Below are 25786 nucleotides of genomic sequence, written 5' to 3'. Positions count from 1 at the left end.
CTGAGGATCTTCTTCACCCTCTACGGCTCCCGGGCCCCTTGCAGACATGGATGTCGGAGCAAGATTCTCGAAGCGCTCACGGAGCCGTTTCGACCGTGCACTCCTCGATCCAGCGCGCTATGACCGAGAACGTCGCCAGGTATTCCAGCGCCTCCTGCTGGGACCAGTTGACCTCGTCCTCGTGGGCGGCGAGGTTGCGGATCGCCAAGAAGGCCCCGGCGGAGGTGTACTTCGCGCCGTCCTGGCGAGCCCTCCAGGTCGGGGTGCTGCGGTCCCCGTCGAAGCGGAGGCGGGGCTTCCCCTCGACGGGTGCCTTCATGTCGAAGGTCTGCATACAGAGATCCGTTTCTCCGACGTCATGGCGGCCGAGCTTCTGCTGAAGGCGACGGTTGACTGTACGGGCAGCGGCAAGGACAGCGTCCTGGTATGCCTCAGCGGCCCATAGGGGAGCGGCTGGCTCCCAGACCCAGGGATGGAGGGTGTCGGCCGTCAGGGCTGGGGACGTTGGGCGCAGGAACGCCGCCATCTCCTCGGCTGACTGGGCTCGCCCCAAGGCCTGGATAGCCGGGTACCGCGCTTGGACCCACAGGTCGCGGCGGTTCCCCGACTGCTCGTAATCGCCCAGCCCGGGTTCGTAGGCGTTCTCGATCAACCGGGCGCGGACCTCCTCCACTTCCAGCCATCGTGGGGGATCTGGCCAGTTGTAGGAGTTACTGTCGTCGATGGCATCCAAGTGGGCGTCGATGCCCTCTATGAACTTGGTCAACTTCTCAACGGCGTATGCGTGATCCACGATCGAAGGGTACGGGGCCAAGTCCTTCGGGTGGCTCTATCCAAGACAAGGTTGGAGAGAGTGTGCGTCCAGAAGAGCGTCAAGAGGTCCTGGAGCGCCACGGTCTGAAGGAGACCCAGGACGGCTTCGAGCTGGCCATGCGCGGCTTCCAGAAGGCCTCCAAGCGGGCCCTGGAGTTGCGGAAGCAGGGAGACGCGGAGGCGACCCGGATCCTCGCCCTGAGCCCCGAGGATCCGCTCCGGTGGGAGTACGCGAGGTGCATCCAGATCGACTCTTTCGCCGCCGAGGTGCACCGCTCAGGAATTTAAATTCCTCTCCTCCGGGAATCCGCCACCGAGCGAATGCGCCAAGTAGTGGAGAGGTCGCGCCCCGTCACTTCAAACGGCTACATGATGACGGCCGCACACTGAGGGCCCACCTCTGGGGAGAGGTGGGCCCTCAGGATTTTAAATCTCTGGCGAGAGATCTATCGGGTGCTGTAACATCCGAGGTTTGGGGAACCCATGGGCGATCTTAGCCGCATTCGCACAGCAGAGCTAGACGATGAGCTGCACTATTCCCTGTGGGATGCCGTTCGGACGTTGGGCTACAGCTCATACGCTGTGGCCCACCGGAAGATCCCCCGGGGAGCGAAGAAGCGCGTCCGCTGGGAGCTCTTCGGCGAGACCGGACCTCAGGCGCGCACCTTGACGACGGCCGTGAACCTGACCGGCCTGAAATACCTGGTGGCGCACTCGAAGAGGGCTGCCGCCCGGGATCTTGCGGCGGAATTGGGCATGGATCTGGTGTGCGTCCCGACCCAGGAGTCGGAGGTCTTGAGGATCGTCGCCGCCGCCTTGAGGCCGGTGGAGTTCGTGGAGGAGCATCGGGTCGGCGACTACGTCGTGGACGGCTTCTTCCCGGGCCTCGGCGTGGTCATTGAGTACGACCGGCTCCACGACCCGAGGTTCGACCGGGATGCCGAGTTCTGGCGGCGGGTCTACGTCGAGGACCGGCTCGGCTGCACGTTCGTCACGTTCGATCCGAAGCACCAGGACTTCAACCCAGGCGACATCATCAACCGGATCCTGCGGATGGACTTTCCCGAGCGGAAGGTCGTCTCCTGAGCCATTCTCTCCAGCATTTCTTGGAGGAATTCGACGCCGTCAATGGGGAGTTTGCAGAGTCACTCGAATGGGTGGCATTCTCTGTCCATGACGAGCCCGGTCTTCTACACCTATCCAGAGGCCGCCGAGGTTCTTCGGCAGCCGTCGGACTGGTGGTTGCGTCGAAACATCTCGAAGCTTCCGCACGTCAAGATCGGCCGTCAGGTCCTGTTCACGGACGAGGACATAGAGGCGATCCTCAAGATCTGCCGTGTCCGCTCGGCTCCCGTGGACGCTCCCCAAGCTCCCCCTGTTCCGGTCCCCGTGGTGCCGCTCCCCGGGCTCGTCCCCTCCAGAGCCCGGCGACGTAAGACGGGTTGACGGACACGACGAAGCCCCTGACCGAACTCTCCCGGTCAGGGGCTTCGTTGTGCTCAGGATCAGGAGGCCAGGCGCAGAGCCGGCCTCTCGCCTGTCATGGCGGCCTCCACGGCTGCGGCCACCTCGTCGTCCAACTGCTGCACCAAGTGCCCGTACCGGTCCACGGTGGTCGTGATGGACTCGTGGCCCAGGCGGGCCTGGATGGCGGGCAGCGGGACGTTCGCGGCGATGAGCCAGGACACGTGCGTGTGCCGAAGGTCGTGCGGCCGGGGCTTCTTGGTCAAGCCCTCCTTCTGGGCCAGCGCCACGGCGGGGAGCCATCGGCGGTTGTAGAAGTTCCCGTGCCGCCAGGGGTTGCCCCAGGCCGTGGTGAAGACGAAGTCCTCGGCCTTCTTGCCCTCGATGTTCCGCTCCAGGATCTCGACCAGGGCGGGGGAGAGGACGACGGAGCGGCGGGACTTCTTCGTCTTGGGCTTGCCGAGGCGGAAGCTGTTGTCCTCTTGGCGCTTCCACGCCCGCTGGACCCGCAGGACCTTGTGGGCGCCCCGGAGAGTGATGTCCCGGACCTGGAGGGCGGAGATCTCGCCCCAGCGCAGTCCGGTGCCCGCCATGACGTCGATCAGGTCGAGCGCGTCGCCCTTGCAGATCGTCTCCATGGCGGCGCGGACGAGATCGAACTCCTCGCGCTCCAGGAAGACCATCTCGTCCTCGATCCCGTCGTCCACACGGGGGAGGCGGGTCTTGGAGCAGGGGTTCGCGGCCCTCAGCGCGGGCTGGGCCTCCACAGCGGACTGGAAGATCCCGTACAGGAGGCCGTGGAGGTTCGCGATGGTCTTCGGGCTCACCGGCTTCCGGACCCACTTCTCCCTATTCTTTGGGTCCCGCTCTCCGGACTCCAGAGCGTTGACCCACCGGCGGATGTCGCTGGGGGTGATCGCGTCAGGGTCACAGATGTCCTTCTCCCCGAAGAAGGGGCGGACGTGGTTGCGGATGTCCCGGCGGTAGTCGTGCCGGGTGCGGACCTCCACACCGGTGAGGGTCTCCACGAAGTGCTCCGCCCACGTGGCGAAGGTCACGACGTTCTTGGCCGCGTCGTCCTCGCCGGGTGTGACGAAGCCCTCGCCCTTGACCCACCCCGGGGGCCACTGCTGCCCGTGGGCGTCCACGAGCGCCTTGAACTGAATCGCCTCCGGCTCGGAGTCGAAGACCTCGGACTGAGGGGCGCCCTCGCGGGAGCCGCCCTCACGCCAGCGGACCTGATGCGCGGTGCTGCCGTCCTTGCGGACGCGCTTACGGATGCTCGCCATATGGGGACCGTAGGGCCCTTCTGAAGATCCCGGGTGGCCACCGGTGTGGCCACAGGGGCAACGAGAGAGGCCGATGACCGCATTACCGCAGGTCATCGGCCTCTATACAGAGGGTGAGTGACGGGACTCGAACCCGCGACATCCTGGACCACAACCAGGTGCTCTACCAGCTGAGCTACACCCACCATGACCCGCGGTTGTCCAAGTGGCTTTCCGCATCGGCCGAGAAAAAGTGTACAGGGTCCGAAGGGGTGCTCGCGCCAGCGTTTCTCCGAGGTCCGTCAGGGTCTCGTCAGGGCCTCGGCGAACGGCTACTTCGCGGGCACCACGTGCCGGGCCGCGATCGTGCGTGCCGTGTCGGAGTCGGGCCCCGGCTGCGGCACGAAGATCGCCTCCCGGTAGTAGCGCAACTCCGCGATGGATTCCCGGATGTCGGCCAGCGCCCGGTGGTTGCCGTTCTTCTCGGGACTGTTGAAGTACGCCCGCGGATACCAGCGCCGGGCGAGCTCCTTGATCGAGCTGACGTCCACGATCCGGTAGTGGAGGTAGTCCTCCAGCGTCGGCATGTCGCGGGACAGGAAGCCGCGGTCGGTGCCGACGGAGTTGCCGCACAGCGGGGCCTTGCCGGGTTCCTTGACGTGCTCCCGTACGTACGCGAGGACCTGCTCCTCGGCGTCGGCGAGCGTCGTGCCCCCCGCCAGCTCGTTGAGCAGTCCCGAGGAGGTGTGCATCTGACGCACCACCTCCGGCATCGTCTCCAGCGCCGCGTCCGGCGGCCGGATCACGATGTCCACCCCCTCACCGAGTACGTTCAGCTCTGAGTCGGTGACCAGCGCGGCCACCTCGATGAGCGCGTCGTCGGACAGCGAGAGTCCGGTCATCTCGCAGTCGATCCACACCATGCGATCGTTCATGTGTCCCACCTTATGGCCCGGCCGGGCCGGACGGACCTGCCCGTGCGTGCACGGAGGGACGGCCGGGGGACGAGAAGAACTCCGGAAGCACCCCCGGGAGCAGGAGACGTGCGCGGGACCGGCTCAGGCGGACGCGTCACGGGCATGCGCGGGCCGGCCCCAGGACTACGGACAGGCGGGAGCCGTGGTGCGTACGGCCTCGTACGCACCACGGGCCCGCCCGCTGCGGTGCCGCGGTGCTAGTGCGCGCTGCGCTGTCCGGGCAGGCTCGGGCCCCTCGCCGCGTACAGCTCGGGGACGTGCCTGCCGTGGTCCGTGGACAGGGACGCCGCGGGGCCCAGGGAGCTGGCGGCGGCCGTGCGGCGGGTCTGCATCGGCAACGGCGCCGCCTCCTGCGGAACCTGCGGTACCGGCGGACCCACGGGACCGTCGGTGTCCCCAGGGCGCTCACCCTGCGGACGGCGCGCCCGGTACGCGGCCCGGTACGCGGCCGGCGACGAGCCGAGCTGCCGCCGGAAGTGCCCGCGCAGCGCGACCGGGGAGCGGAAACCGCAGCGCCCGGCGACCTCGTCGACCGAATAGTCGGAGGTCTCCAGCAGCCGCTGGGCCTGGAGCACCCGCTGGGTGATCAGCCACTGCAGCGGCGCGCTCCCGGTGAGCGAGCGGAAGCGCCGGTCGAAGGTCCGCCGGCTCATGTACGCGCGCGCGGCGAGTGTCTCCACGTCGAACTGCTCGTGGAGGTGTTCCAGAGCCCAGGCGACGACCTCCGCGAGCGGGTCGGCGCCGATCTCCTCCGGTAAAGACCTGTCGAGGTAGCGCTCCTGACCGCCGCTGCGGCGCGGTGGGACCACCAGACGCCGGGCGAGCGCGCCGGCCGCCTCGTTGCCGTGGTCCGTGCGCACGATATGGAGGCAGAGGTCGATACCGGCCGCCGTACCCGCCGACGTCAGCACGTCCCCGTCGTCCACGAACAGCTCGCGTGGATCGACGTGCACCGATGGATAGCGTTTGGCCAGTGTCGGCGCGTACATCCAGTGCGTGGTGGCCGGCCGGCCGTCCAGCAGTCCGGCGGCGGCCAGTACGAAGGCCCCGGTGCACAGCCCGACGATGCGGGCACCTTCTTCGTGCGCCCGGCGCAGTGCGTCGAGCGCCTCCTCCGGCGGCGGCGAGGTGATGGACCGCCAGGCCGGCACAACGACGGTGCCCGCCCGCGAGATCGCCTCGAGGCCGTACGGCGCGGTCAGTTCCAGGCCCCCTGTGGTCCGCAGCGGGCCTTCTTCGCCGGCAGCCACCAGCAATCGGTAGCGCGGCACTCCGGCGTCCTGGCGGTCAATCCCGAACACCGAAAGCGGTATGGAGCTCTCGAAGATGGGGCCGCCGCTGAACAGCAGCACCGCAACGATCTCCTTGCGCCGTCGCCCGGACAGCTTCCGGGCCGCGGCGTCCTGCGCGGCAGTGGAGTCGTGGCTCATCCTGCTAAGCCCCCCTCAGTGGTCGCGGCTCCTCGGTTGTGTCGCTCCTGCACGTTTCCCCTTGGTCCTGCACGAGTCCCCCGCCGTCAGACAGTCATGATCGAATCTACTGGGTCCCCCGGTGCCGACGTGAACCAGTTCACCATCCGGCACATTGTCGACATGGCAACTTGGCGTGAAGCATTCGATCACGAAGCGTTGCACTCGCGAGCCGTGCAGGGAAGTGCGCCTCGTCCCAGTGGCCAATCCCCATAGGGTGCGCGCGCCCTCCAGGACCCTTTCGGCGCAGGTCGAACGGGGGGTGGGGGGTCCTGGGGCCCAGGTATGCGGCGGGCCGGGAAGTTGGCTGAAAAGAAGCGGGCGCGTGCGCGGAAACCGGTCAGTCGACCGGAGTGTTTCCCCCGGTGTGCCGTCCGCCCCTGTGCGCCCCCGTTCCGGTCCTCCCGTCGCATCCCCGGTGTGGGGTGCTCTCCTTGGCCCGCAGTTGCGCCGCGCCCCGTTCGGACTGCCGCAGCAGCGCGCGGCACGCGGCGGTGACGGTCACCAGACCGAGTGCGGCGCTGATCGCGGCGGCCGGTGAGGTGCCGTACCAGACCAGGACCACGGGTACCAGGACGCAGCAGAAAGCCGCCCAGCGGAGCAGGTCGCCCGTAGTGTCCGGCTCGGGGTGCTTCTGGGGGGCGGTGCGGGTTTGGGACACGGCGTGCTCCCTACGGCGGTGGGTCACCGGATTCAACGGCCGTTCGAGCGGTGGGTCACTCGCGGGTGGAGCGGCGCACGGGTCCGCGCTCCGGCGCACGGCCCCGGGGAGCCGCCGGCGCGTGGTCCTTCCTGATTCCTGGGTGAACCCTGTGCAAACCGCCTGTACGGGACAGCAACCATTGCGTTACAGGCGCCCCCTCGTGCATGCTCCCTGGAACCCGTGCGGTTGCGCGGGATCTGGGCTAAGGAGGCGTGCCGCCGTACCCTTGGGGGTATGGGGTTGGGAAGATGATTCCCGGACACAGCTCCGCCGCATACTGTCGTCCCACCCACGAGGATCACAACGCCGAGACACTCATGGCCGGTCACGAATTCTTGGATCCCGCGGACCGCAAGCGCCCCGTCGCCGATCCCACGGCGGCCGAGCCCTTGGCGGCGGAAGAGACACGCCCATCCTGCGACCCCGCCTTCAAGCACGGGGTGGTGGTCGGCTTCGACGGCTCGACCTCGAGCGAGCGTGCGCTGGCGTACGCGATCGGCATGGCCCATCGCTCCGGCTCGGGCCTGATCATCGTTCATGTCGCCAACCGGCTGCCCACCACGGTGTGGGCCGGCTGTGAGCCACCTGTCTTCGTCGACGTGCCGGACCACCGCACGGAGGTTCTCGGGCTCGAGCTCGCCTGTGCGGCGCACTTGGCCGAGGTCCCCTGGATCCTGGTCGAGCGCGGCGGCGACATCTGCCATGAACTCGAAGAGGTGGGGCGGGAGTACGAGGCGGACGCGATCGTCGTCGGCTCCACCCACGGCATCGTCGGCCGCATCTTCGGCTCGGTGGCCGGGCGTCTGGCCAAGCGCGCCCAGCGTCCCGTGATCGTCATCCCCTGAGCCTTCGGCGCCGGTGCGGGCCCGTTTCTGCAGTCGGTGCACCGCGTTGTACGACTGCCGGGTGCCTGCTGTCCGGCGTGGTATCGCAACCCAGCTGTTGTCATTCCGCAACTCGACGTTGGCCCAGGTGAGATGCCCCGTGGGTACCGCCAACTCCCTTGCGTGGCCGGACAAAGCTACTCGCGCGTAGAGGTGTTTGTGCCCTTGTGAAGGGCATATACCGGTCACCGCACAGCCCTACATGCAGGACAGAAGGGAGCCCGCCGTGGACAATGACGTCTCTGCGGGAAGCACCACCTCGACCGTCGGCCGGCTTGCGCTGGGCATCACGCTGCTGGCGTTCGGTCTCGGATCCACCAAGGTGATCGACGGCGTGACGACGGCCGACGCCGCGTCACTTGCCCACTATGTCGGCGGCGTGGCCCTGTTCCTTGTCGGCCTCCTCGCTTTCCGCGACCGCGACACCGCCACGGGTACGGCCTTCTCGGCGCTCGGCGCCCTGTGGTTCACCTGGGCCGTCACGGCCGGCAACCAAATGTCGGACAACGCGGCAGGACTCTTTCTCCTGCTGTTCGCCCTCGTCGCGCTCAGCCTCGCGCTCGGAGCCACCGGCGGAGTCCTCGACCAGGGGACCTACGGGCTGCTCTTCGTCTCCATGCTGCTGCTCGCCATCGCGCGTTTCGCGGGCAACGACTCACTGGGCAAGATCGCCGGCTGGTTCGCGGTCGCCGCGGGCCTGGTCGCTTGGTATGCGGCGACGGCCGTACTGGCCAAGTGGCCGACGGCCCTTCCGCGACGTGCTGCGGGCCGGGGGGTGACGGCCGCCGGCTGACGCAGCGCCCGGCCGGGGACGAGGGTCCCCCAGTTCGAACGGAGCCGTGAACTCGGGGGAGGGCGGCCCCGGCCCCTGAAAAGAGCGACCCCCTGTGCTGGTGGCACACAGGGGGTCGTTCATGTCCGGGCCCGCGCGGGCGGGTTGCTACTCCACCGTCACCGACTTGGCCAGGTTGCGCGGCTTGTCGATGTCCCGGCCCAGCGCCAGCGCCGTGTGGTAGGCGAGGAGTTGCAGCGGAATACCCATCAGGATCGGGTCCAGCTCGTCCTCGTTCTTCGGGACCACGATGGTGTGGTCCGCCTTCTCCTGCTCCTGGTGGGCGACCGCGAGGATCGGGCCGCTGCGGGCCTTGATCTCCTCCATGGCCGCGCGGTTCTTCTCCAGAAGGTCGTCGTCCGGCACGATCGCGACCGTGGGGAGGGCCGGCTCGATCAGTGCCAGCGGGCCGTGCTTCAGCTCCGAGGCCGGGTAGGCCTCGGCGTGGATGTACGAGACCTCCTTCAGCTTCAGCGAGGCCTCGCGGGCCACCGGGTAGCCGCGCACACGTCCGATGAAGAGCATCGAGCGGGCGTTGGTGAACTGCTCGGCCAGCGCCTTGATCTCCTCCTCCTGCTTCAGGATCTCGGTGATCTGCTCGGGCAGCCTGCGCAGGCCCTCGATGATCCGCTTGCCGTCGCGCACCGAGAGGTCGCGCGTGCGGCCGAGGTGCAGCGCGAGCAGCGCGAAGGCGACCGTCGTGTTGGTGAAGCACTTGGTGGACACCACGCACACCTCGGGTCCCGCGTGGACGTACATACCGCCGTCCGCCTCACGCGCGATCGCGGAGCCGACCACATTGACGATGCCCAGCACCCGCGCGCCCTTGCGCTTGAGCTCCTGGACGGCGGCCAGCACGTCGTAGGTCTCGCCGGACTGCGAGACCGCCACGTACAGCGTGTCGGGGTCGACGACCGCGTTGCGGTACCGGAACTCCGAGGCCGGCTCGGCGTCCGCCGGGATGCGGGCCAGCTCCTCGATCATCTGGGCGCCGATCATGCCCGCGTGGTACGAGGTGCCACAGCCGAGGATCTTCACACGGCGGATCTGCCGGGCCTCGCGGGCGTCCAGGTTCAGGCCGCCCAGGTGCACGGTGGAGAACCGGTCGTCGATACGGCCGCGCAGCACCCGGTCCACGGCCTCGGCCTGCTCGTGGATCTCCTTGTGCATGTACGTGTCGTGGCCGCCCATGTCGTACGACTCGGCCTCCCACTCCACGGTGGTCGGCTCGGCGGTCGTGCGGGTGCCCTCAGTGGTGTACGTGCGGAAGTCGTCGGCCTTGAGGGTGGCCATCTCGCCGTCGTCCAGGGTGACTATCTGGCGGGTGTGGGCGACCAGCGCGGCGACGTCGGAGGCGACGAACATCTCCTTCTCGCCGATGCCGAGGACGACCGGGGAGCCGTTGCGGGCCACCACGATGCGGTCCGGGAAGTCGGCGTGCATGACGGCGATGCCGTAGGTGCCCTCGACGACTCGCAGCGCCTGGCGGACCTTCTCCTCCAGGGTGTCGGCCTGGGAGCGCGCGATCAGGTGGGTGAGGACCTCGGTGTCGGTCTCGGAGAGGAACTCGACGCCGTCCGCCTCGAGCTTCCGCCTCAGCTCGGCGGCGTTGTCGATGATGCCGTTGTGGACGACGGCGACCTTGTGGTCGGCCGACAGGTGCGGATGGGCGTTCACGTCGGAGGGGGCGCCGTGGGTGGCCCAGCGGGTGTGGGCGATACCGGTCGTGCCCTTGAAGCGCGCGGGGACCTTGGCCTCCAGGTCGCGGACCCGGCCCTTGGCCTTGACCATCTTCAGGCCCGCGGTCTTCGGCGAGGTGACGACGATGCCGGCCGAGTCGTAGCCGCGGTACTCCAGCCGCTGCAGGCCCTCCAGCAGCAGCGGGGCCACATCACGCTTGCCGATGTATCCGACGATTCCGCACATATGATTCCCTAAGTCCCTTTTCTCTCCGTTGCGATGAAGTAGCCTCGGCGTCTCAGCCGTAGACGATGCGACGCAGTTGCCGGAGCGTGAGCTCGGGCGGTGCGACCGCGCGATACTTCAGATCCGCCTCGATCCGCTCGAAGATCGTCGCGTTCACCAGGCCCCGGGCCTGCAGTTCACGGTGGCGGCGGCGGACGAAATCCTCGGTCGTCTCGTCGAAGTAGGCGAGCACGTCCTGGACCACGCGCAGCGCCTCGCCCCTGCTGAGGGTCGTGGACCGCGCCAGATGATCAACGAGTTCGTCGTGCACCCGGTAGATCCTGAAGCACGAGCGTCGGAATCGCAAGAATCGTGCCCGATTTCGGGCAGGGTGTCGGTTGAAGCTCTTATGGGGTCCTGTTTGAGATCTGTTTAGCCTGTGTCCTGTGCCACGTTCCTTATGTGGAGGAACTTCTGGCCACATGGACATACCTCGTATGGGAGTACCTGAGAAGCTCGCGGCCGATATGAGCATCGCGGAGCAGCACGAGTACCTGCGCGCGAGATTCTCCCGGCGCACGATGATGAGAGGCGGCGCCGTCACCCTCGGTGCCGTCACCGGTGGCGCGTTCGTGTCGGGCGCCACGGCCCAGGCCGCCGTCCCGACCCAGAGCACGGCCCCCGCGGTCGAGTCCGTGGACGGCGCACTCGTCGCCCCCTTCGGCCGTCACCTGGCGTTCGGCAACGACCCGCGCACCGAGATCACTGTCTCCTGGCAGGTCCCGGTCGCCGTGAAGAACCCGTTCATCCGGATCGGCGCCCACCCCACAGACCTCTCCCGAAAGATCCCCGCTGAGATCCGCACCCTCTACACCCCGGCGGGCGTCGGCGCCAGCGGCGACCACACGCAGTACTACCTGCACGCCAAGCTCACCAACCTGCGCCCCGGCAAGACCTACTACTACGGCGTCGGCCACGCGGGCTTCGACCCGGCCGAGCGCCACCTGCTGGGCACCCTCGGCACCTTCACCACCGCCCCCACGCACTCCGAGCCGTTCACCTTCACGGCCTTCGGCGACGAGGGCGTCAGCTACCACGCCCTGGCCAACAACAGCCTGCTGCTCGGCCAGAACCCGGCCTTCCACCTGCACGCCGGCGACATCGCCTACGGCGACCCGGCGGGCCAGGGCCGGAAGGACGACACCGGCTTCGACTCCCGTGTGTGGGACCAGTTCCTGTACCAGACGGAGTCCGTCGCCAAGCAGGTCCCGTGGATGCCGGCCTACGGCAACCACGACATGGAGGCTTGGTACTCGCCCAACGGCTACGGCGGCGAGGAAGCCCGCTGGACCCTGCCGGACAACGGGCCGGACAAGAAGAACCTGCCCGGCGTCTACTCCTTCGTCTACGGCAACACGGCGGTCATCTCGCTGGACGCCAACGACATCTCCTTCGAGATCCCGGCCAACCTCGGCATCTCGGGCGGCACCCAGACCAAGTGGCTGGAGGCCCAACTCAAGAAGTACCGGGCCTGCGACGACATCGACTTCATCGTCGTCTTCTTCCACCACTGCGCGTACTGCACCTCCACGGCGCACGCCTCGGAGGGGGGCGTGCGACAGGAGTGGGTGCCGCTGTTCGACAAGTACACGGTGGACCTGGTCATCAACGGCCACAACCACCAGTACGAGCGCACCGACGTCCTCAAGGGCAACTCGGTCGTCAAGAAGCTCCCGATCGGTGGCACCGCGTACTCCGACACCGAGGGTGTCGTCTACGTGACGGCGGGCGCGGCCGGCCGCAGCCTGTACGCGTTCAGCGCCCCGCTGTCCTACGAGGGCCACGAGAACGAGGTCGACTCCGTGGCCTCCTTCATCAACGTCAAGGACGGCAAGCAGAACGAGACCGTCGCCTGGTCGCGCGTGCGCTACCTCGACTACTCGTTCCTGCGCGTCGACGTCACCCCGGCGTCCAAGGGCCGCTACGCCACGCTGACGGTGCGCGGCATCGCCGAGACCGGTGAGCAGGTCGACCACTTCACGGTGGCGCGCCGGGCCAAGTAAGGCCACTCGCGCGCCCGCACGGCAGGGCGCACGGACGGCAGGCGGTCCTCCCTTCGGGGCGAGGGCCGCCTGTTCGCCGTTGTGAACTCCTCTTCCACCCCGAGGCGCACCCGCTCGCCGCCGCGATCCGCCTGCCTCCCTCCCGGTGATTTCCGCCATGAGGGGGGTGCTTCGGCCCGCTGTGCGAGAGAGTGGTCTATACCCATCGGGTCCCGGGCCGGACGAGCCCGTGAACGCTCGTGGAAGGGAGCGCATGTGAGACCGCACCACAGAACGCCCCGCCTCCTCGGTACGCTGCTGCTCATGGCGGCTGCCGGACTCTCCCTCGCTGTCGGATCGGCACCCGCCGCGACCGGCCCGGTCGCCGAGCCTCTCGGCCGGGTGATACCGGCGCCCGCTTCGGTGGAGCCCGCGGGATCCCCGTACCGGATCACCCGCGGCACGCACATCCGCGTCGACGACTCTCCCGCGGTCCGTCAGGTCGGCGAGTACCTCGCCGGCGTCCTGCGGCCCTCGACCGGCTATCCCCTGTCGGTCACCACGCACGGCAGCGGCGGCATCCGGCTCCGCCTGGACGGCGGAGGCTTCGGCGACGAGGGCTACCGCCTCGACAGCGGTCCCAGTGGGGTCACGATCACCGCCCGAAAGCCCGCCGGGCTCTTCCACGGAGTGCAGACCCTGCGCCAGCTCCTGCCGGCGTCCGTCGAGAAGAGGACCGCGCAGCCCGGGCCCTGGACGATCGCGGGCGGGACCATCAAGGACTCCCCGCGCTACGCCTACCGCGGTGCCATGCTGGACGTCTCCCGCCACTTCTTCACCGTGGCGCAGGTCAAGCGCTACATCGACGAGCTGGCCCTCTACAAGATCAACACCCTGCATCTGCATCTGAGCGACGACCAGGGCTGGCGCATCGCCGTCGACTCCTGGCCTCGCCTCGCGACCTACGGCGGTTCGACCGAGGTGGGCGGCGGCACGGGCGGCCACTACACCAAGGCGCAGTACCAGGAGATCGTGCGCTACGCGGCCTCCCGCTACCTGGAGGTCGTCCCCGAGATAGACATGCCGGGCCACACCAACGCCGCCCTCGCCTCGTACCCCGAACTCAACTGCGACGGCGTCGCGCCTCCGCTCTACACCGGCACCGACGTCGGCTTCAGTTCGCTGTGCGTGCCCAAGCAGGTGACGTACGACTTCCTCGACGACGTCATCCGCGAGCTGGCCGCGATCACACCGGGCCGCTACATCCACATCGGTGGCGATGAGGCGCACTCCACCAGCCACGACGACTATGTGAAGTTCATGGACCGGGTGCAGCCGATCGTCGCGAAGTACGGCAAGACCGTGATCGCCTGGCACCAGATCACCGGTGCGCACCCGGCCAAGGGCGCGCTCGCGCAGTACTGGGGGCTCGACGACACCAGCGCCGCCGAGAAGGCACAGGTCGCCAAGGCCGCGCAGAACGGCACCGGGCTGATCCTGTCCCCGGCCGACCGGTTCTACCTCGACATGAAGTACACCGAGGACACGCCGCTCGGTCAGGACTGGGCGGGACTGGTCGAGGTCCAGCGGTCCTACGACTGGGACCCGGGCGCCTACCTTCCGGGCGTGCCGGCCTCGGCGATCGCCGGCGTCGAGGCGCCGCTGTGGACCGAGACGATCGTCCGGAACGCCGACATCGACTACATGGCCTTCCCACGGCTGCCCGGAGTGGCCGAACTGGGCTGGTCGCCCGCCTCCACCCACGACTGGAACGCCTACCGGGTGCGGCTCGCCGCGCAGGGACCCCGCTGGGAGGCGATGGGGATCGGGTACTACCGGTCGCCGCAGGTGCCCTGGCCGACGCGGTAGGCCGAGCATCACGACGGGCACCCCGGTGGACCGTACACCGGGGTGCCCGCCCGTCTGTGCGCGGCGCTACAGCCCCGCGACGGGGTTCCGCAGCTCCCCCACCAGCTGAAGCGCCCCTGACGGATCCGCCAGGTCGACCATCTGCCTGTTGTTCCGCAACTGGAGCCGGTTGAGGCAGGACAGGGCGAACCGGGGGGCGAACATGTCGTACTGCCGGAACCTTTCGGCAAGGTGCGGAGCCGCGTCCTGGTACGCGCGGACCACCTCGGCGACCGTCCGCCAGAAGTCCTCCTCCTCCAGGACCCCTTCGGCGGCGAGGTTCGCCGCGACGAAGCGGAAGAAGCAGTCGAAGACGTCCGTGAAGATCGACAGGAGCTTCATCTCCTCCGGGACCTCGGCGCGTATCCGCGCCACCTCCGGTGGCAGCACCGCGTCCGGGTCCATCACCACGATCTCCTCGGCGATGTCCTTGAAGACCGCCCGCTGCACGACACCGTCCTTCAGGACGAGGATCACGTTCTCGCCGTGTGGCATGAAGGCCAGGTCGTAGGCGTAGAAGCTGTGCAGCAGCGGGGTGAGGTAGGCGCGCAGATAGCGGCGCAGCCACTCCCTGGGCACCAGCCCGGACCGCTCGATCAGCGCTCCGGCGAAGGACGAGCCCTCGTGGTCGACATGGGCGAGGGACGCCATGGTGGCCAGGGTCTCGCCCTCCTGGAGCGAGGCCACCGGGCTCTCCCGCCACAGGGCGGCGAGCATCTTGCGGTACGGGGAGTAGCGATCGGTGGCGGCCTCGTACTCGAGGTGGCGGTAGCCGACGGCCGCGCGCTCGCGGATGATCGTGAGACCGGTCGACTTGAGGACCGGGTCGCTCTCGATCAACCGGGCCAGCCAGTCGTTGATCGCCGGGGTGGCCTCCATGTAGGCGGCCGACAGCCCGCGCATGAAGCCCATGTTGAGGACGGACAGGGCCGTCTTCACATAGTGCTTCTCGGGACTGCTCCTGTTGAAGAAGGTCCGTATGGACTGCTGGGCCAGGTACTCGTCGTCGCCCTCGCCGAGGCAGACGAGGTGCCGCCGGGCGACCTCGGCGGCCAAGGTGACGGTGAGCTTGTTCCACCACTGCCAGGGGTGGACGGGTATGAGGAGGTAGTCGGCCGGGTCCAGGCCCTGGTCCGTGAGCCGCCGGTGGAAGCGCTCGACCGTCGCCTCACCCAACTCGTCCCGCAGGAAGGACTCGTACGCGATCCCGGTCCCCGCCGTGAACGCGGCCCGTGAGCGGTGCGCGGCCAGCCACACCAGCCGGACCGGGCTCGCGGTCTCGGGCGCGTACGACAGGTACCCGTGGATGCCGAAGCCGAGCCGCCCGTTGTTGGCGACGAAGCAGGGGTGCCCCTCGGTCATGCCGGTCTCGATGTCCTGGAACCCGCTGCGCGCCAGCTCGGCGGCGGTGATCTGCGGCTTGCCGAGCTTGTAGCAGGTGCTCGAGAGGGTGGAGGAGATCTCCTCCAGGTACACCGGGAGCACCTCGGCGCTCAGCCCGAGGGACCGCTGCAGCTCGATGAAGAAGTCAAGAGCCTCGAGTGGGAGTTCGCCGCCCTCCCGGTGGCGGGTGATCGAGTCCGGGTCGACCTGCCAGTGGTCGAGGGCGCGGACGGTGGCCGTGAACCGGTAGCGGGTGAGTCCGTCGTCGCTGCGGACGGCGTAGTGGCCGTCGCCCTCCTGTTCGGGGGTGATCAGCCGTTCGTGCGCGAACTCGGCGAGCGCCTTGCGCAGGAGAAGGCGGTTGGCCTTCTCCCAGTGCTCGGGGGACAGGTGCGAGACGGCGTCGGCGAGGGTCATGCCGTCACCGCCCGCTCGAACTGCTCACGGGTGCAGAAGCTGAGCAGCGCCGTCTTCTCCGGCTTCTGGACCTCGTGCGCCGGCACGAACCCGACGGCGGCGTTCAGCGCGTGCACCGCGGTGTTGCGGACGTCGGGTTCGACGACGACTCGTTCGGTCGCCGGGTCGTCGAACAGGTGGCGCATCACGGCGGTGATGACGGCCCGGGTGAAGCCGTGCACGGGTGTGTCGGTCGGCGCGACCAGGAAGTGCATGCCGACGTCGCCGGGCTCCGGCTCGTACAGCCCGACCAGCTCGCGGTGGGCCGGGTCGTACTTCTCCATCAGGAAGGCGGGCTCGCCGTCGTGCAGTCCGAGGAGGGCGTGGTGGTGCTCGTCGGCCGCGATCTCCATATAGGCGCGTTCGACGTCCTCCAGCCGGGCGTCCTGCATCATCCAGAAGGCCGCCTTGGGGTGCGTCACCCAGCCGTGCAGGAGCACGGCGTCCTCGAGGGGGTCGACGGGGCGGAAGGCGAGGGTGCCGAGGGCGGTCGTGCTCATACTGCGAACTCCTGGAAGGCGATTGTCTTCTCGACCGGGTAGTACTCGGTGCCGAGCAGTTCCCGGATGATGTACGCGTTCCGGTACGGGCCCATGCCCAGGTCGGGGCTGGTGACGCTGTGCGTGTGGACGCCCGCGTTCTGCAGGAAGACGCCCCGGCCCGAGAGGTCGATGGAGTAGTTGCGTGCCACGTCGAAGTTGCCGTGCTCGTCGTGGCGCAGGCGGTCGCGGACGGGCTTCAGGAACGCCGGCTCGACGTACTTGTAGCCGGTGGCGAGGATCAGTCCCTGGGAGCGCAGCTCGAAGTCCTTGCCCTGCTCCTCCTGGCGGAAGCCGAGGGTGTAGCTGCCGTCCTTGCGGCGGGCGCTGGTGAGCGCCGAGTTGGTGAGCAGGCGGGTGGGGACCGGGCCGTCGAGGCTCTTCTGGTACAGCAGGTCGAAGATCTCGTTGATCAGGTCGCCGTCGATGCCCTTGAACAGGCCCTTCTGCTGCTCGGTGAGGCGGTAGCGGGTCCGCTCGGGCAGTGCGTGGAAGTAGTCGACGTACTCGGGAGAGGTCATCTCCAGCGTGAGCTTGGTGTACTCCAGCGGGAAGAAGCGCGGGGAGCGGGTGACCCAGTTCAGCCGGTAGCCGTGGACGTCGATCTCGCCGAGCAGGTCGTAGTAGATCTCCGCGGCGGACTGGCCGCTGCCGACCAGTGTGATCGAATCCATGGCCTGGAGCCGGTGCCTGTGGTCCAGATAGCGTGAGTTGTGGACGACTTCGCCTTCGAGGCCGCGGCAGGCCTCGGGGATGTGCGGTGGGGTACCCGTGCCGAGGACCAGATGCCGGGCGCGGTAAGTGTCCCCGGTCTGCGTCCGGACGACATACACCTCGTCCGCGTACGTGACCTCGGTGACCGTCGTGCCGAAGCGGATGCTGCGCAGCTTCGAGGCGGCCCAGCGGCAGTAGTCGTCGTACTCGACGCGCAGCGGGTAGAAGTTCTCGCGGATGTAGAACGAGTACAGCCTGCCCTGCTCCTTCAGGTAATTGAGGAAGGAGTACGGGGAGGTGGGGTCGGCCAGGGTGACCAGGTCGGACATGAACGGGGTCTGGAGGTGGGCCCCGTCCAGGAACATCCCGGCGTGCCACTCGAAGTTCGGCTTGGACTCGAGGAAGACGCCGTCGAGCGCGGCGATCGGCTCGGTGAGGCAGGCGAGGCCGAGGTTGAAGGGGCCGAGCCCGATCCCCACGAAGTCGTATGTCTTGGCGGTGGCTTCAGGAAGCGCGGTCAAGGGACTCTCCCAGGTACTGCTCGGCGTGGCCGGCGATCAGATCGAGCACGGCGGCGATGTCGTCCGCCGTCGTCTCGGGGTTGAGCAGGGTGAACTTCAGGTAGTGGCGGCCCGCGACCTTGGTACCCGCCACCACGGCGTCGCCGGAGGCGAACAGTGCCTTGCGGGCGTACAGGTTGGCGCGGTCGATCACGGCCGGGTCGGTGACGGCCGCCGGGATGTAGCGGAAGACGAGGGTGGACAGCTCCGGACGCACCACCACGTCGAACCGGGGGTCGGAGGCCAGCAGTCTCCAGCCCTCCTGCGCCAGCTCGCAGACCTCGTCGAAGAGCTGCCCGATCCCGTCGGCGCCCATGGTGCGCAGGGTCAGCCACAACTTGAGGGCGTCGAAGCGGCGGGTGGTCTGGAGGGACTTGTCGACCTGGTTGGGAATGCGCTCCTGGACCATGCGGCGTGGGTTGAGGTACTCGGCATGATAAGTCGCATGGCGCAGGGTGGCGGCGTCCCGGACCAGTACCGCGGACGAACTCACTGGCTGGAAGAAGGACTTGTGGTAGTCGACGGTGACCGAGTCGGCCCGCTCGATGCCGGCGAGGCGGTCCCGGTTCTGGAGCGAGGCGAGCAGTCCGCAGCCGTAGGCCGCGTCCACGTGCATCCACACGCCGAACTGCTCGCACAGCTCGGCGATCTCCCGCAGCGGGTCGATGGAGCCGAAGTCGGTGGTGCCCGCGGTGGCGACGACGGCCATCGGGGTCAGTCCGTCCCGTGCGCAGCGCTCCAGTTCATGGGCGAGGACGACGGTCTGCATGCGCTTGTCGGAGCCGACGGGGATGGAGACCACGGACTCGAGGCCGAGGCCGAGCAGTTTCGCCGACTTCTGCACACTGAAGTGGCTGACCTCGGAGGCGAAGATGCGCAGTTCGGCGAGGGAGGCCGCGCCTTCCGGCCCGGGCTTGGCCGCCTCCTCGCGGGCCAGCAGCAGCGCCTGGAGGTTGGACTGGGTGCCTCCGGAGGTGAACACGCCGTCGGCGGCGGGCCCGAGGCCGATGCGCTCGGCGGTCCAGTCGATGAGCCTGCGCTCGATCAGGGTGCCGCCGGCCGACTGGTCCCAGGTGTCGAGGGAGGAGTTCACGGCGGACAGGACGGCCTCGCCGAGCACGGCCGGGATGACGACCGGGCAGTTGAGGTGGGCGAGGTAGCGGGGGTGGTGGAAGTAGATCGCGTCCTGGAGGTAGAGCTCCTCCAGCTCGTCGAGGACCGCGGAGGTGTCGTGGAGCGGGCGGTCCAGGTCGATCCGCTCGATCCGAGGAGCGAGGGCGTCGACCGTGGCGCCGGTGAACGGACGGTCGGTGGCGGCGAGTTTGGCGGCCACCCGCTCTACTCCTTCGGTCACGGAGCGGCGGTAGTGCTCCGCGGTGAGGTCATTGAGCAGGTGCGAGCGCATGTGGGGGTCCTCCCGGTGGGGACAGTCCGTACGGGGCAGGAGAGACGGGGCAGAAGAGGGCGGGATCGCGTCTAACTTAGGTTAGCCTAACCTAAGTTTGATCACGACAATGCCACCCTCCTCATGACCGCCGTCACTCCTGTGCGCGCAGTTGTTCCTCGCTCAGCCCGAGCCGCCAGTACCCCACGAAGGTGACGCGGTGCCGGTCGATCCCGCGCTCGCCGACGAAGTGCCGGCGCAGCTCCTTGACGCGGCCGGACTCGCCCGCCATCCAGATGTACGGGGCGTCGGCCAAGGGGAGTTCGGTCCGCCGTAGCGTGGCGAGGGCGGCGGGAGACCCCTCGCTGCGTACGAGCCGGCTGATCTCGGCGTCGGCCTCGGTCACCAGGTCCTGGATGTCACCGGCGTACCGGGCCTCCAGCCAGGCGCGGACGCGGATGCCCACGGGCAGCCCTTCGAGGATCGCGGAGGCGGCGGGTACGGCGGTCTCGTCGGCCCAGATCACCACCAGATCGGTGTCCTCGGGCGGACGGAATCGGATGGCACGGTTGTCCGCGACCGCCGGGCCGAGGAGGACGACGCGGTCCCCGGGGGCGGCGCGGGAGGCCCAGACCGAGGCCGGTCCCGCCGGGACGGTCGCCCCCGGCTCCACACCGTGCAGCACGAAGTCGATGTCGATCTCGTCCGGGTCGCGCCGCAGGGCCCGGAGTGTGTACGAGCGCATCACCGCCCGTACGTCGTCCGGGAGTTCGCGCCAGCCCCGCCACCAGTCGTCGCCGAGCTCGATGGGGATCACCGGCTCCGGCTGGCCGGGGTGCGGGAGGAACAGCGAGAGGGATTGATCGCATCCCTTGGAGTGGAACGCGCGCAGATCCTCCCCCGCGAAGGTGACTCGGACCAGGGACGGGCCGAGCCGCCTCGTCCGTACGACCTGGAGGGAGAAGAAGCGGAACGGGGCGGCCACGGCCGTCGTCATGAATGCTCCTGAGCGTCAGGAAACGGGTCGGGACGGGTCAGCCGACCTTTTTGGCCGTCTCGATGGCCTTGGCGAGGTCCTCGAGCAGCGGGGCGCACTTGTCGTACGACAGGATGGGCTCGGGGTTGCGGGCGATGACCTGGCCCGCCTTGACCGCGGGGAGCTTCTTCCAGGTCGCCTCGGTGATGTCGGCGGGCTGGATGGCCGAGGTGCGGTTGTCCATCATGATGATGTCGGCCTTGTACTTGTCGACGTTCTCCCAGCTCAGGTTCTCGAACCAGCCGCCGCTGGCCTTGAGCACCGAGGCGGAGGGCTCGACGAAGTCCACGCCGAGTGCCTTGAAGTACTCCAGGTCGATGGAGAGGTTGGAGCCGGAGACGTAGAAGATGTCCTGGCTCGCGGAGCCCGCCAGCACCTTGATGCCGGGATTGGTCTTGGTGGCCGCCCGCAGCCGGGCGGCCGCGTCCTCGAACCGCTTCTTCGCCTGGGTGATCTTCGCCGAAGCGGTGTCCGCGCCGAGCGACTTCGCGAGGTCGAGCATGCGCTGCAGCGGCTCGGTCATCTGGCGGTCGTAGACGGAGATGCCGACGCTCGGCGCACCGACGGCGAGGATCTTCTTCTTGGACTCGTCGGGCACGTACCAGAGGGTGCCCGCATCGTCGAACATCGTGGTGACGAGCAGGTCGGGAGTGAGGGCCGCGTATTTCTCGATGTTGAACTGGCCCCACTCGTTGCCGAGGATCGTGACCTTGCTGATGTCGAGGTCGCCGGCCTGGACGTCGGCCTTGCCGTCCTTGGTCTTCGTCGGCCCGAAGGCGCCCTTCACGTCGATGCCGTAGTCGTGGAGGGCGGCGGCGGCGCCCACGAAGGCGACGATGCTCGACGGGGTCTTGTCCGCCTTGGCCGTCTGCCCGCGGTCGTCCTTGAACGACCAGGGTCCGGACGTGGCCGCGGCCTTCCCGCCGCCCGAGCCGCTGCTTTTGCCCTTGTCGTCACCGCAGGCCGCGAGCGCGGCACCGAGGCCGAGGGCGCCGCCGGCGGCGAGGATGCCGCGGCGGGAGAGACGGGTGGCACGAGCATGGGACATGAGTGTGGCTGCCTTCGAACGGGGCGGAGCGTCCGCCGATTGGGTCAAAGGAAGGTTAGCCTAACCTTAGTTTTTGTCGAGAGGGCAGGGGTCCGGACGGCGGAAAACCCGACAGTCCGTTGTGCTGGGCCGGGGTGGTGAGGGGCGAACCCACGTCCGGCTGCTTGCGGATACACGGCTGAGGGCGCTTCATCAGGCTTGCCACAGCCAGGAAGGGGTCGGACGGCCGATCCCGGCCGTCCGACCCCTTCAAGTGCCTCGCCTACGCCGTGCGTTCGCCGGCGATCGCGCGCATCTTCGCGTACTCCACGCTCCGCGCGCGGTGAACCCGCGGTCGCGGGTGGGTCAGCTCACCAGCCCCAGCTCCCGGGCGATCAGCATCCGCTGCACCTCGCTCGTGCCCTCGCCGATCTCCAGGATCTTGGAGTCCCGCCACATGCGGGCCACCGGGTACTCATTCATGAAGCCGTAGCCGCCGTGGATCTGGGTGGCGTCGCGGGCGTTGTCGACGGCGACCGTGGACGAGTAGAGCTTCGCCAGGGCCGCCTCCTTCTTGAAGGGTTCGCCGGAGACCAGGCGGGAGGCGGCGTCGCGCCAGGCCAGTCGGGCCGTGTGGGCCTTCATCTCCATGTCGGCGATCTTGAACTGGATGGCCTGGTTGGCGCCGATCGGCCGGCCGAAGGCCTGGCGTTCCTTGGCGTACTTGACCGACTCGTCCACGCAGCCCTGGGCCAGACCGGTCGCCAGCGCCGCGATGGCGATGCGGCCCTCGTCCAGGATGCGCAGGAACTGGGCGTAGCCGCGGCCTTCCTCGCCGAGCAGGTTGGCGGCGGGGACGCGGACGTCCTGGAAGGACAGCTCACGGGTGTCCGAGGCGTTCCAGCCGACCTTCGAGTACGGCGCCGCCACCGTGAAGCCAGGCGTGCCGGACGGGACGATGATCGAGGAGATCTGCGGCTTGCCGTCCGGCTTGCGGCCGGTGACCGCCGTGACCGTGACCAGACCCGTGATGTCCGTGCCCGAGTTGGTGATGAAGCACTTCGTGCCGTTGATCACCCACTCGTTCGTGTCCGCGTCCAGGCGGGCCGTCGTACGGGTCGCTCCGGCGTCGCTGCCGCCGTCCGGCTCGGTGAGGCCGAAGGCGCCCAGTATGTCGCCCGCGCACAGCCGGGGCAGCCACTCGCGCTTCTGCTCCTCGGTGCCGAAGAGGTGCAGAGGCATCGCGCCCAGGGAGACGCCCGCTTCCAGGGTGATGGCCACCGAGGAGTCCACACGGGCCAGTTCCTCCAGCGCGATGCCCAGCGCCAGATAGTCGCCGCCCATGCCGCCGTATTCCTCCGGGAACGGCAGCCCGAACAGGCCCATGCGGCCCATCTCGCGGACGATCTCGTACGGGAACTCATGGCGCTCGTAGAAGTCGCCGATCTTGGGTGCCACGACGTCGCGAGCGAACTCCGCGACCGTGCGCCGGAGTTCCTCCAGCTCGGGGGAGAGGTGGTGGTCCATGGGATTCACTCCTTGTGGGAGAGGGCTCGGACGGTGCGGGACGGGCTGGGCCGGTCCAGGTGGGCGGCCATCCACACGCTCGTGGCGGTGAGCCGGCCCAGATCGACCCCGGTCTCGATGCCGAGGCCCTGAAGCATCCACACGAGGTCTTCGGTGGCGAGGTTTCCGGTGGCGGATTTCGCGTACGGGCAGCCGCCGAGGCCGCCCGCGGAGGAGTCGACGGTCGTCACGCCGTGCTGGAGCGCGGCCAGGGTGTTGGCGAGCGCCTGGCCGTAGGTGTCGTGGAAGTGGACACCGATCGTGCTGGTCGGCACGCCCTCCTCGTTCAGTTCGGAGAGCAGGTTGAGGACATGGCCCGGTGTCGCCACGCCGATCGTGTCGCCGAGGCTCAGCTCGTCGCAGCCCATGTCCATGAGCGCCTTGCTGACCCGGACGACCTGGTGGATGGGGACGGGGCCCTCCCAGGGGTCGCCGAAGCACATCGACAGATAGCCGCGGACGTGCACCTTGCGGTCCTTGGCCTGCCGAACCACCGGGTCGAACATGGCCAGGGCCTCGTCCACCGTGCGGTTGAGATTGGCCTTGGCGAAGGACTCGGTGGCGCTGGCGAAGACGGCGATCCGTTTGGCGCCGAGCGAGAGGGCGCGGTCCAGCCCGCGCGCGTTCGGGACGAGGACGGGAAGGGCCACCGGCAGCTCGTGGACGAGCGGGAACAACTCCTCCGCGTCCGCGAGTTGGGGCACCCACTCGGGGTGGACGAAGCTGGTGGCCTCGATGGTGGTCAGGCCCGCGTCGGCGAGCCGGCGGATGAACTCCGCCTTCACCTCCGTCGGGACCGTGCGCTTCTCGTTCTGCAGTCCGTCACGCGCGCCCACCTCGTGGATCCTGACCCGTGGGGGCAGGTCCTCGGACGGTACGACCATGGGAAGTCCCTGAGCGGTCATTCCTTCCCCTCCGTCTCCACGCTGTCGTCCTCGTGCGGCGCGATCACGGCCAGCACCTGGTCCATGGCGACCGTCGTGCCCGGGGTGACGTCGAGTTCCGCGACGGTCCCCGCGTGCGGGGCGGAGATGACGTGCTCCATCTTCATCGCCTCGACCACCAGCAGGCTCTGCCCCGCGGCCACCTCGTCCCCGACGGCCACCTTCACGACGGTGACCGTGCCGGGCATGGGCGCGGTCAGCGAGTCGGTACCGGAGCGGGCGGCACCGGTGAGCGACGCGGCGACCGGGTCGTGGTCGCGCACGTGCCAGGCGTCGCCGTCGCGGCCGAGCCAGTCGGCGGCGCGGTGGAAGGTGTGGCGGACACCGTCCAGGACGACGGACACCGAGTCCTCGGTGACCGTGTGGCTGCCCCGGGGTGCGTACTCCAGCGGCTCCAGGACCCGCAGCGGGAAGGACACCGGCTTGGGTTCGCCGCCCAGCCGCCAGCCGCTCGGCACGGAGAACGGATCCGTCCAGCCCTCGCCCCGCGGTCGCAGTGCCTCCAGGCGGACGGCCGCCGCGGCCTCGTACACCTCGTCCGGCACCTCGGCCGGTACCAGGCCGTCCACCTCGCGCTCCACCAGCCCGGTGTCCAACTCGCCCGCCACGACCGCCGGATGGGCCAGCAGACGGCGCAGGAAACCGGCGTTCGTCTGCACGCCCAGGGTGACGGTCTGCGCCAGGGCCGCCCGCAGTTTGCGCAGCGCGGTCGCGCGGTCCGGGCCGTACGCGATGACCTTCGACAGCATCGGGTCGTACAGGCTGCCCACCTCGGTGCCTTCGGTCAGGCCCGAGTCGGTGCGCACCCCGTCGCCCTGCGGCTCGTGCAGCGACAGCACCCGCCCGCCGGAGGGGAGGAAGCCGCGGGCCGGGTCCTCGGCACAGATACGGGCCTCCACCGCGTGTCCGGTGAGCGTGACGTCCTCCTGCCCGAAGGGCAGGGGCTCTCCCGCGGCCACCCGCAGCTGCCACTCCACCAGGTCGAGACCGGTGACCATCTCGGTGACCGGGTGCTCCACCTGGAGGCGGGTGTTCATCTCCATGAAGTAGTACGCGGAGGGGTCGCCGCCCGGGACGATGAACTCCACCGTGCCCGCGCCGCGATAGCCGCACGAGCGGGCCGCCTGAACGGCCGCCGCGCCCATCGACGAGCGGGTGGCCTCGTCGAGGAGGACGCTGGGTGCCTCCTCGATGATCTTCTGGTGGCGGCGCTGGAGGGAGCACTCGCGCTCGCCCAGGTGCACCACGTTCCCATGGGCGTCGGCCAGCACCTGGATCTCGATGTGGCGGGGCCGGTCGATCCAGCGCTCCACGAGGAGTGTGTCGTCGCCGAAGGACGCCCGGGCCTCGCGGCGCGCGGCGGTGATCTCGTCGGAGAGCTTCTCCGGCTCCCGCACCAGCCGCATGCCCTTGCCGCCGCCGCCCGCGCTCGGCTTCAGCAGCACCGGCATGCCGATCTCCCGGGCGGCGTCGGCCAGCTCGGCGTCCGTGAGCCCGCTCCCGCTCGATCCCGGGACGACGGGGACCCCGGCCGCCTGCACCGTCTCCTTGGCGCGGATCTTGTCGCCCATGAGCGAGATCGCCTCCGCGGGAGGCCCGATGAAGACCAGGCCCGCCTCCGCGCACGCCCGCGCGAACGCGGCGTTCTCCGCGAGGAAGCCGTACCCCGGGTGCACCGCCTGGGCGCCGGTCCGTGCCGCGGCCTCCAGCAGCCGCTCCACGGACAGATAGCTCTCGGCCGCGGGCGCCGGCCCGATCCGTACCGCCGTGTCGGCCTCCCGGACGTGCCGGGCGTCGGCGTCCGCGTCGGAGAAGACGGCCACCGAGCGCACGCCGAGCGAGCGCAGGGTACGGATGACGCGCACCGCGATCTCGCCCCGGTTGGCCACAAGCACCGTGTCAAACATGGATC

At 68.9% G+C, this 25786-nt stretch carries 23 protein-coding genes and 1 tRNA gene; 7 read left to right on the top strand and 17 right to left on the bottom strand.

Annotated elements, in window-relative coordinates; all coding sequences use genetic code 11:
• Positions 1 to 76 precede the first annotated feature (76 nt).
• The gene (locus ACWDA7_RS13930; RefSeq protein ID WP_450604371.1) at positions 77 to 793 is read right to left on the bottom strand and encodes a TIGR02391 family protein; all 717 of its coding nucleotides are present in this window, start codon (positions 791 to 793) and stop codon (positions 77 to 79) included.
• A 62-nt stretch (positions 794 to 855) separates the two neighbouring features.
• On the opposite strand from ACWDA7_RS13930, the gene ACWDA7_RS13925 reads away from it, so the two are divergent.
• From ACWDA7_RS13925 to ACWDA7_RS13915, 3 genes are all read left to right on the top strand, one after another.
• A complete protein-coding gene (locus ACWDA7_RS13925; RefSeq protein ID WP_361824255.1) occupies positions 856 to 1101 on the top strand; it encodes a hypothetical protein in 246 nt (81 codons plus the stop codon).
• A gap of 195 nt (positions 1102 to 1296) precedes the next feature.
• A complete protein-coding gene (locus ACWDA7_RS13920) occupies positions 1297 to 1899 on the top strand; it encodes a hypothetical protein (protein ID WP_450604369.1) in 603 nt (200 codons plus the stop codon).
• 87 nt (positions 1900 to 1986) lie between these two features.
• Positions 1987 to 2259 (top strand): helix-turn-helix domain-containing protein, encoded by a 273-nt coding sequence (locus tag ACWDA7_RS13915; protein WP_450604367.1) that lies wholly within the window; start codon positions 1987 to 1989, stop codon positions 2257 to 2259.
• A gap of 59 nt (positions 2260 to 2318) precedes the next feature.
• Here the strand turns inward: ACWDA7_RS13915 and ACWDA7_RS13910 are convergent, their stop codons facing one another.
• The 5 genes from ACWDA7_RS13910 to ACWDA7_RS13890 all read right to left on the bottom strand — a co-directional run bounded on the left by ACWDA7_RS13910 (position 2319) and on the right by ACWDA7_RS13890 (position 6652).
• Positions 2319 to 3566, bottom strand: coding sequence for a tyrosine-type recombinase/integrase (locus tag ACWDA7_RS13910; protein ID WP_450604366.1), 1248 nt, complete (start codon positions 3564 to 3566; stop codon positions 2319 to 2321).
• Positions 3567 to 3678: 112 nt separating this feature from the next.
• Positions 3679 to 3751 (bottom strand) — tRNA-His (locus ACWDA7_RS13905).
• 126 nt (positions 3752 to 3877) lie between these two features.
• Entirely contained in the window at positions 3878 to 4480 is a 603-nt protein-coding gene (gene orn / locus ACWDA7_RS13900; RefSeq protein ID WP_359391528.1) for an oligoribonuclease, read from the bottom strand.
• Positions 4481 to 4719: 239 nt separating this feature from the next.
• Complete coding sequence (locus tag ACWDA7_RS13895; RefSeq protein ID WP_450604365.1) at positions 4720 to 5952, bottom strand: helix-turn-helix domain-containing protein; 1233 nt, start codon at positions 5950 to 5952, stop codon at positions 4720 to 4722.
• Between the two features lie 379 nt (positions 5953 to 6331).
• Positions 6332 to 6652 carry a hypothetical protein gene (locus tag ACWDA7_RS13890; protein WP_450604364.1) on the bottom strand — a complete coding sequence of 107 codons (321 nt, stop codon included), beginning with the start codon at positions 6650 to 6652 and terminating at the stop codon, positions 6332 to 6334.
• Positions 6653 to 7011: 359 nt separating this feature from the next.
• On the opposite strand from ACWDA7_RS13890, the gene ACWDA7_RS13885 reads away from it, so the two are divergent.
• Together ACWDA7_RS13885 and ACWDA7_RS13880 are read left to right on the top strand one after the other, a co-directional pair.
• Entirely contained in the window at positions 7012 to 7539 is a 528-nt protein-coding gene (locus ACWDA7_RS13885; protein ID WP_450604362.1) for a universal stress protein, read from the top strand.
• Positions 7540 to 7804: 265 nt separating this feature from the next.
• On the top strand, positions 7805 to 8371 hold the full coding sequence (locus ACWDA7_RS13880) for a GPR1/FUN34/YaaH family transporter (RefSeq protein ID WP_450604361.1): 567 nt from the start codon (positions 7805 to 7807) through the stop codon (positions 8369 to 8371).
• A 147-nt stretch (positions 8372 to 8518) separates the two neighbouring features.
• On the opposite strand, the gene glmS is transcribed toward ACWDA7_RS13880, so the two are convergent.
• Positions 8519 to 10336, bottom strand: a complete 1818-nt coding sequence (gene glmS, locus ACWDA7_RS13875; RefSeq protein WP_450604360.1) for a glutamine--fructose-6-phosphate transaminase (isomerizing) — start codon at positions 10334 to 10336, stop codon at positions 8519 to 8521.
• A 52-nt stretch (positions 10337 to 10388) separates the two neighbouring features.
• Positions 10389 to 10646, bottom strand: a complete 258-nt coding sequence (locus ACWDA7_RS13870) for a hypothetical protein (protein ID WP_450604359.1) — start codon at positions 10644 to 10646, stop codon at positions 10389 to 10391.
• Between the two features lie 166 nt (positions 10647 to 10812).
• On the opposite strand from ACWDA7_RS13870, the gene ACWDA7_RS13865 reads away from it, so the two are divergent.
• Positions 10813 to 12378, top strand: coding sequence for a fibronectin type III domain-containing protein (locus tag ACWDA7_RS13865; RefSeq protein WP_450604357.1), 1566 nt, complete (start codon positions 10813 to 10815; stop codon positions 12376 to 12378).
• A gap of 303 nt (positions 12379 to 12681) precedes the next feature.
• Complete coding sequence (locus ACWDA7_RS13860; RefSeq protein WP_450604356.1) at positions 12682 to 14226, top strand: beta-N-acetylhexosaminidase; 1545 nt, start codon at positions 12682 to 12684, stop codon at positions 14224 to 14226.
• 66 nt (positions 14227 to 14292) lie between these two features.
• Here ACWDA7_RS13860 and ACWDA7_RS13855 read toward each other — a convergent pair whose 3' ends face one another.
• From ACWDA7_RS13855 to ACWDA7_RS13815, 9 genes are all read right to left on the bottom strand, one after another.
• Entirely contained in the window at positions 14293 to 16065 is a 1773-nt protein-coding gene (locus tag ACWDA7_RS13855) for an IucA/IucC family protein (RefSeq protein WP_450604355.1), read from the bottom strand.
• Positions 16062 to 16604, bottom strand: a complete 543-nt coding sequence (locus tag ACWDA7_RS13850) for a GNAT family N-acetyltransferase (RefSeq protein ID WP_450604354.1) — start codon at positions 16602 to 16604, stop codon at positions 16062 to 16064. Before ACWDA7_RS13850 ends, ACWDA7_RS13855 begins: the two co-directional genes overlap by 4 nt.
• Positions 16601 to 17878 carry a lysine N(6)-hydroxylase/L-ornithine N(5)-oxygenase family protein gene (locus ACWDA7_RS13845; RefSeq protein WP_450604353.1) on the bottom strand — a complete coding sequence of 426 codons (1278 nt, stop codon included), beginning with the start codon at positions 17876 to 17878 and terminating at the stop codon, positions 16601 to 16603. Before ACWDA7_RS13845 ends, ACWDA7_RS13850 begins: the two co-directional genes overlap by 4 nt.
• Positions 17862 to 19322 carry a lysine decarboxylase DesA gene (gene desA / locus ACWDA7_RS13840; RefSeq protein WP_450604351.1) on the bottom strand — a complete coding sequence of 487 codons (1461 nt, stop codon included), beginning with the start codon at positions 19320 to 19322 and terminating at the stop codon, positions 17862 to 17864. Before desA ends, ACWDA7_RS13845 begins: the two co-directional genes overlap by 17 nt.
• A gap of 133 nt (positions 19323 to 19455) precedes the next feature.
• Positions 19456 to 20298: a siderophore-interacting protein gene (locus tag ACWDA7_RS13835; protein WP_450604349.1), complete on the bottom strand. Its 843-nt coding sequence runs from the start codon at positions 20296 to 20298 to the stop codon at positions 19456 to 19458.
• 37 nt (positions 20299 to 20335) lie between these two features.
• Complete coding sequence (locus ACWDA7_RS13830; protein WP_450604348.1) at positions 20336 to 21385, bottom strand: ABC transporter substrate-binding protein; 1050 nt, start codon at positions 21383 to 21385, stop codon at positions 20336 to 20338.
• A 345-nt stretch (positions 21386 to 21730) separates the two neighbouring features.
• The gene (locus tag ACWDA7_RS13825; protein WP_450604346.1) at positions 21731 to 22891 is read right to left on the bottom strand and encodes an acyl-CoA dehydrogenase family protein; all 1161 of its coding nucleotides are present in this window, start codon (positions 22889 to 22891) and stop codon (positions 21731 to 21733) included.
• Positions 22892 to 22896: 5 nt separating this feature from the next.
• Positions 22897 to 23835, bottom strand: coding sequence for a hydroxymethylglutaryl-CoA lyase (locus ACWDA7_RS13820; RefSeq protein WP_450604344.1), 939 nt, complete (start codon positions 23833 to 23835; stop codon positions 22897 to 22899).
• Positions 23832 to 25781 (bottom strand): acetyl/propionyl/methylcrotonyl-CoA carboxylase subunit alpha, encoded by a 1950-nt coding sequence (locus ACWDA7_RS13815; protein ID WP_450604343.1) that lies wholly within the window; start codon positions 25779 to 25781, stop codon positions 23832 to 23834. Before ACWDA7_RS13815 ends, ACWDA7_RS13820 begins: the two co-directional genes overlap by 4 nt.
• Between the last annotated feature and the right edge of the window lie 5 nt (positions 25782 to 25786).

This window comes from Streptomyces sp. NPDC001156 (genome assembly GCF_053598275.1).
The sequence above is the reverse complement of the archived record's forward strand: the minus strand, read 5'-3'. Positions and strand labels throughout refer to the sequence as shown.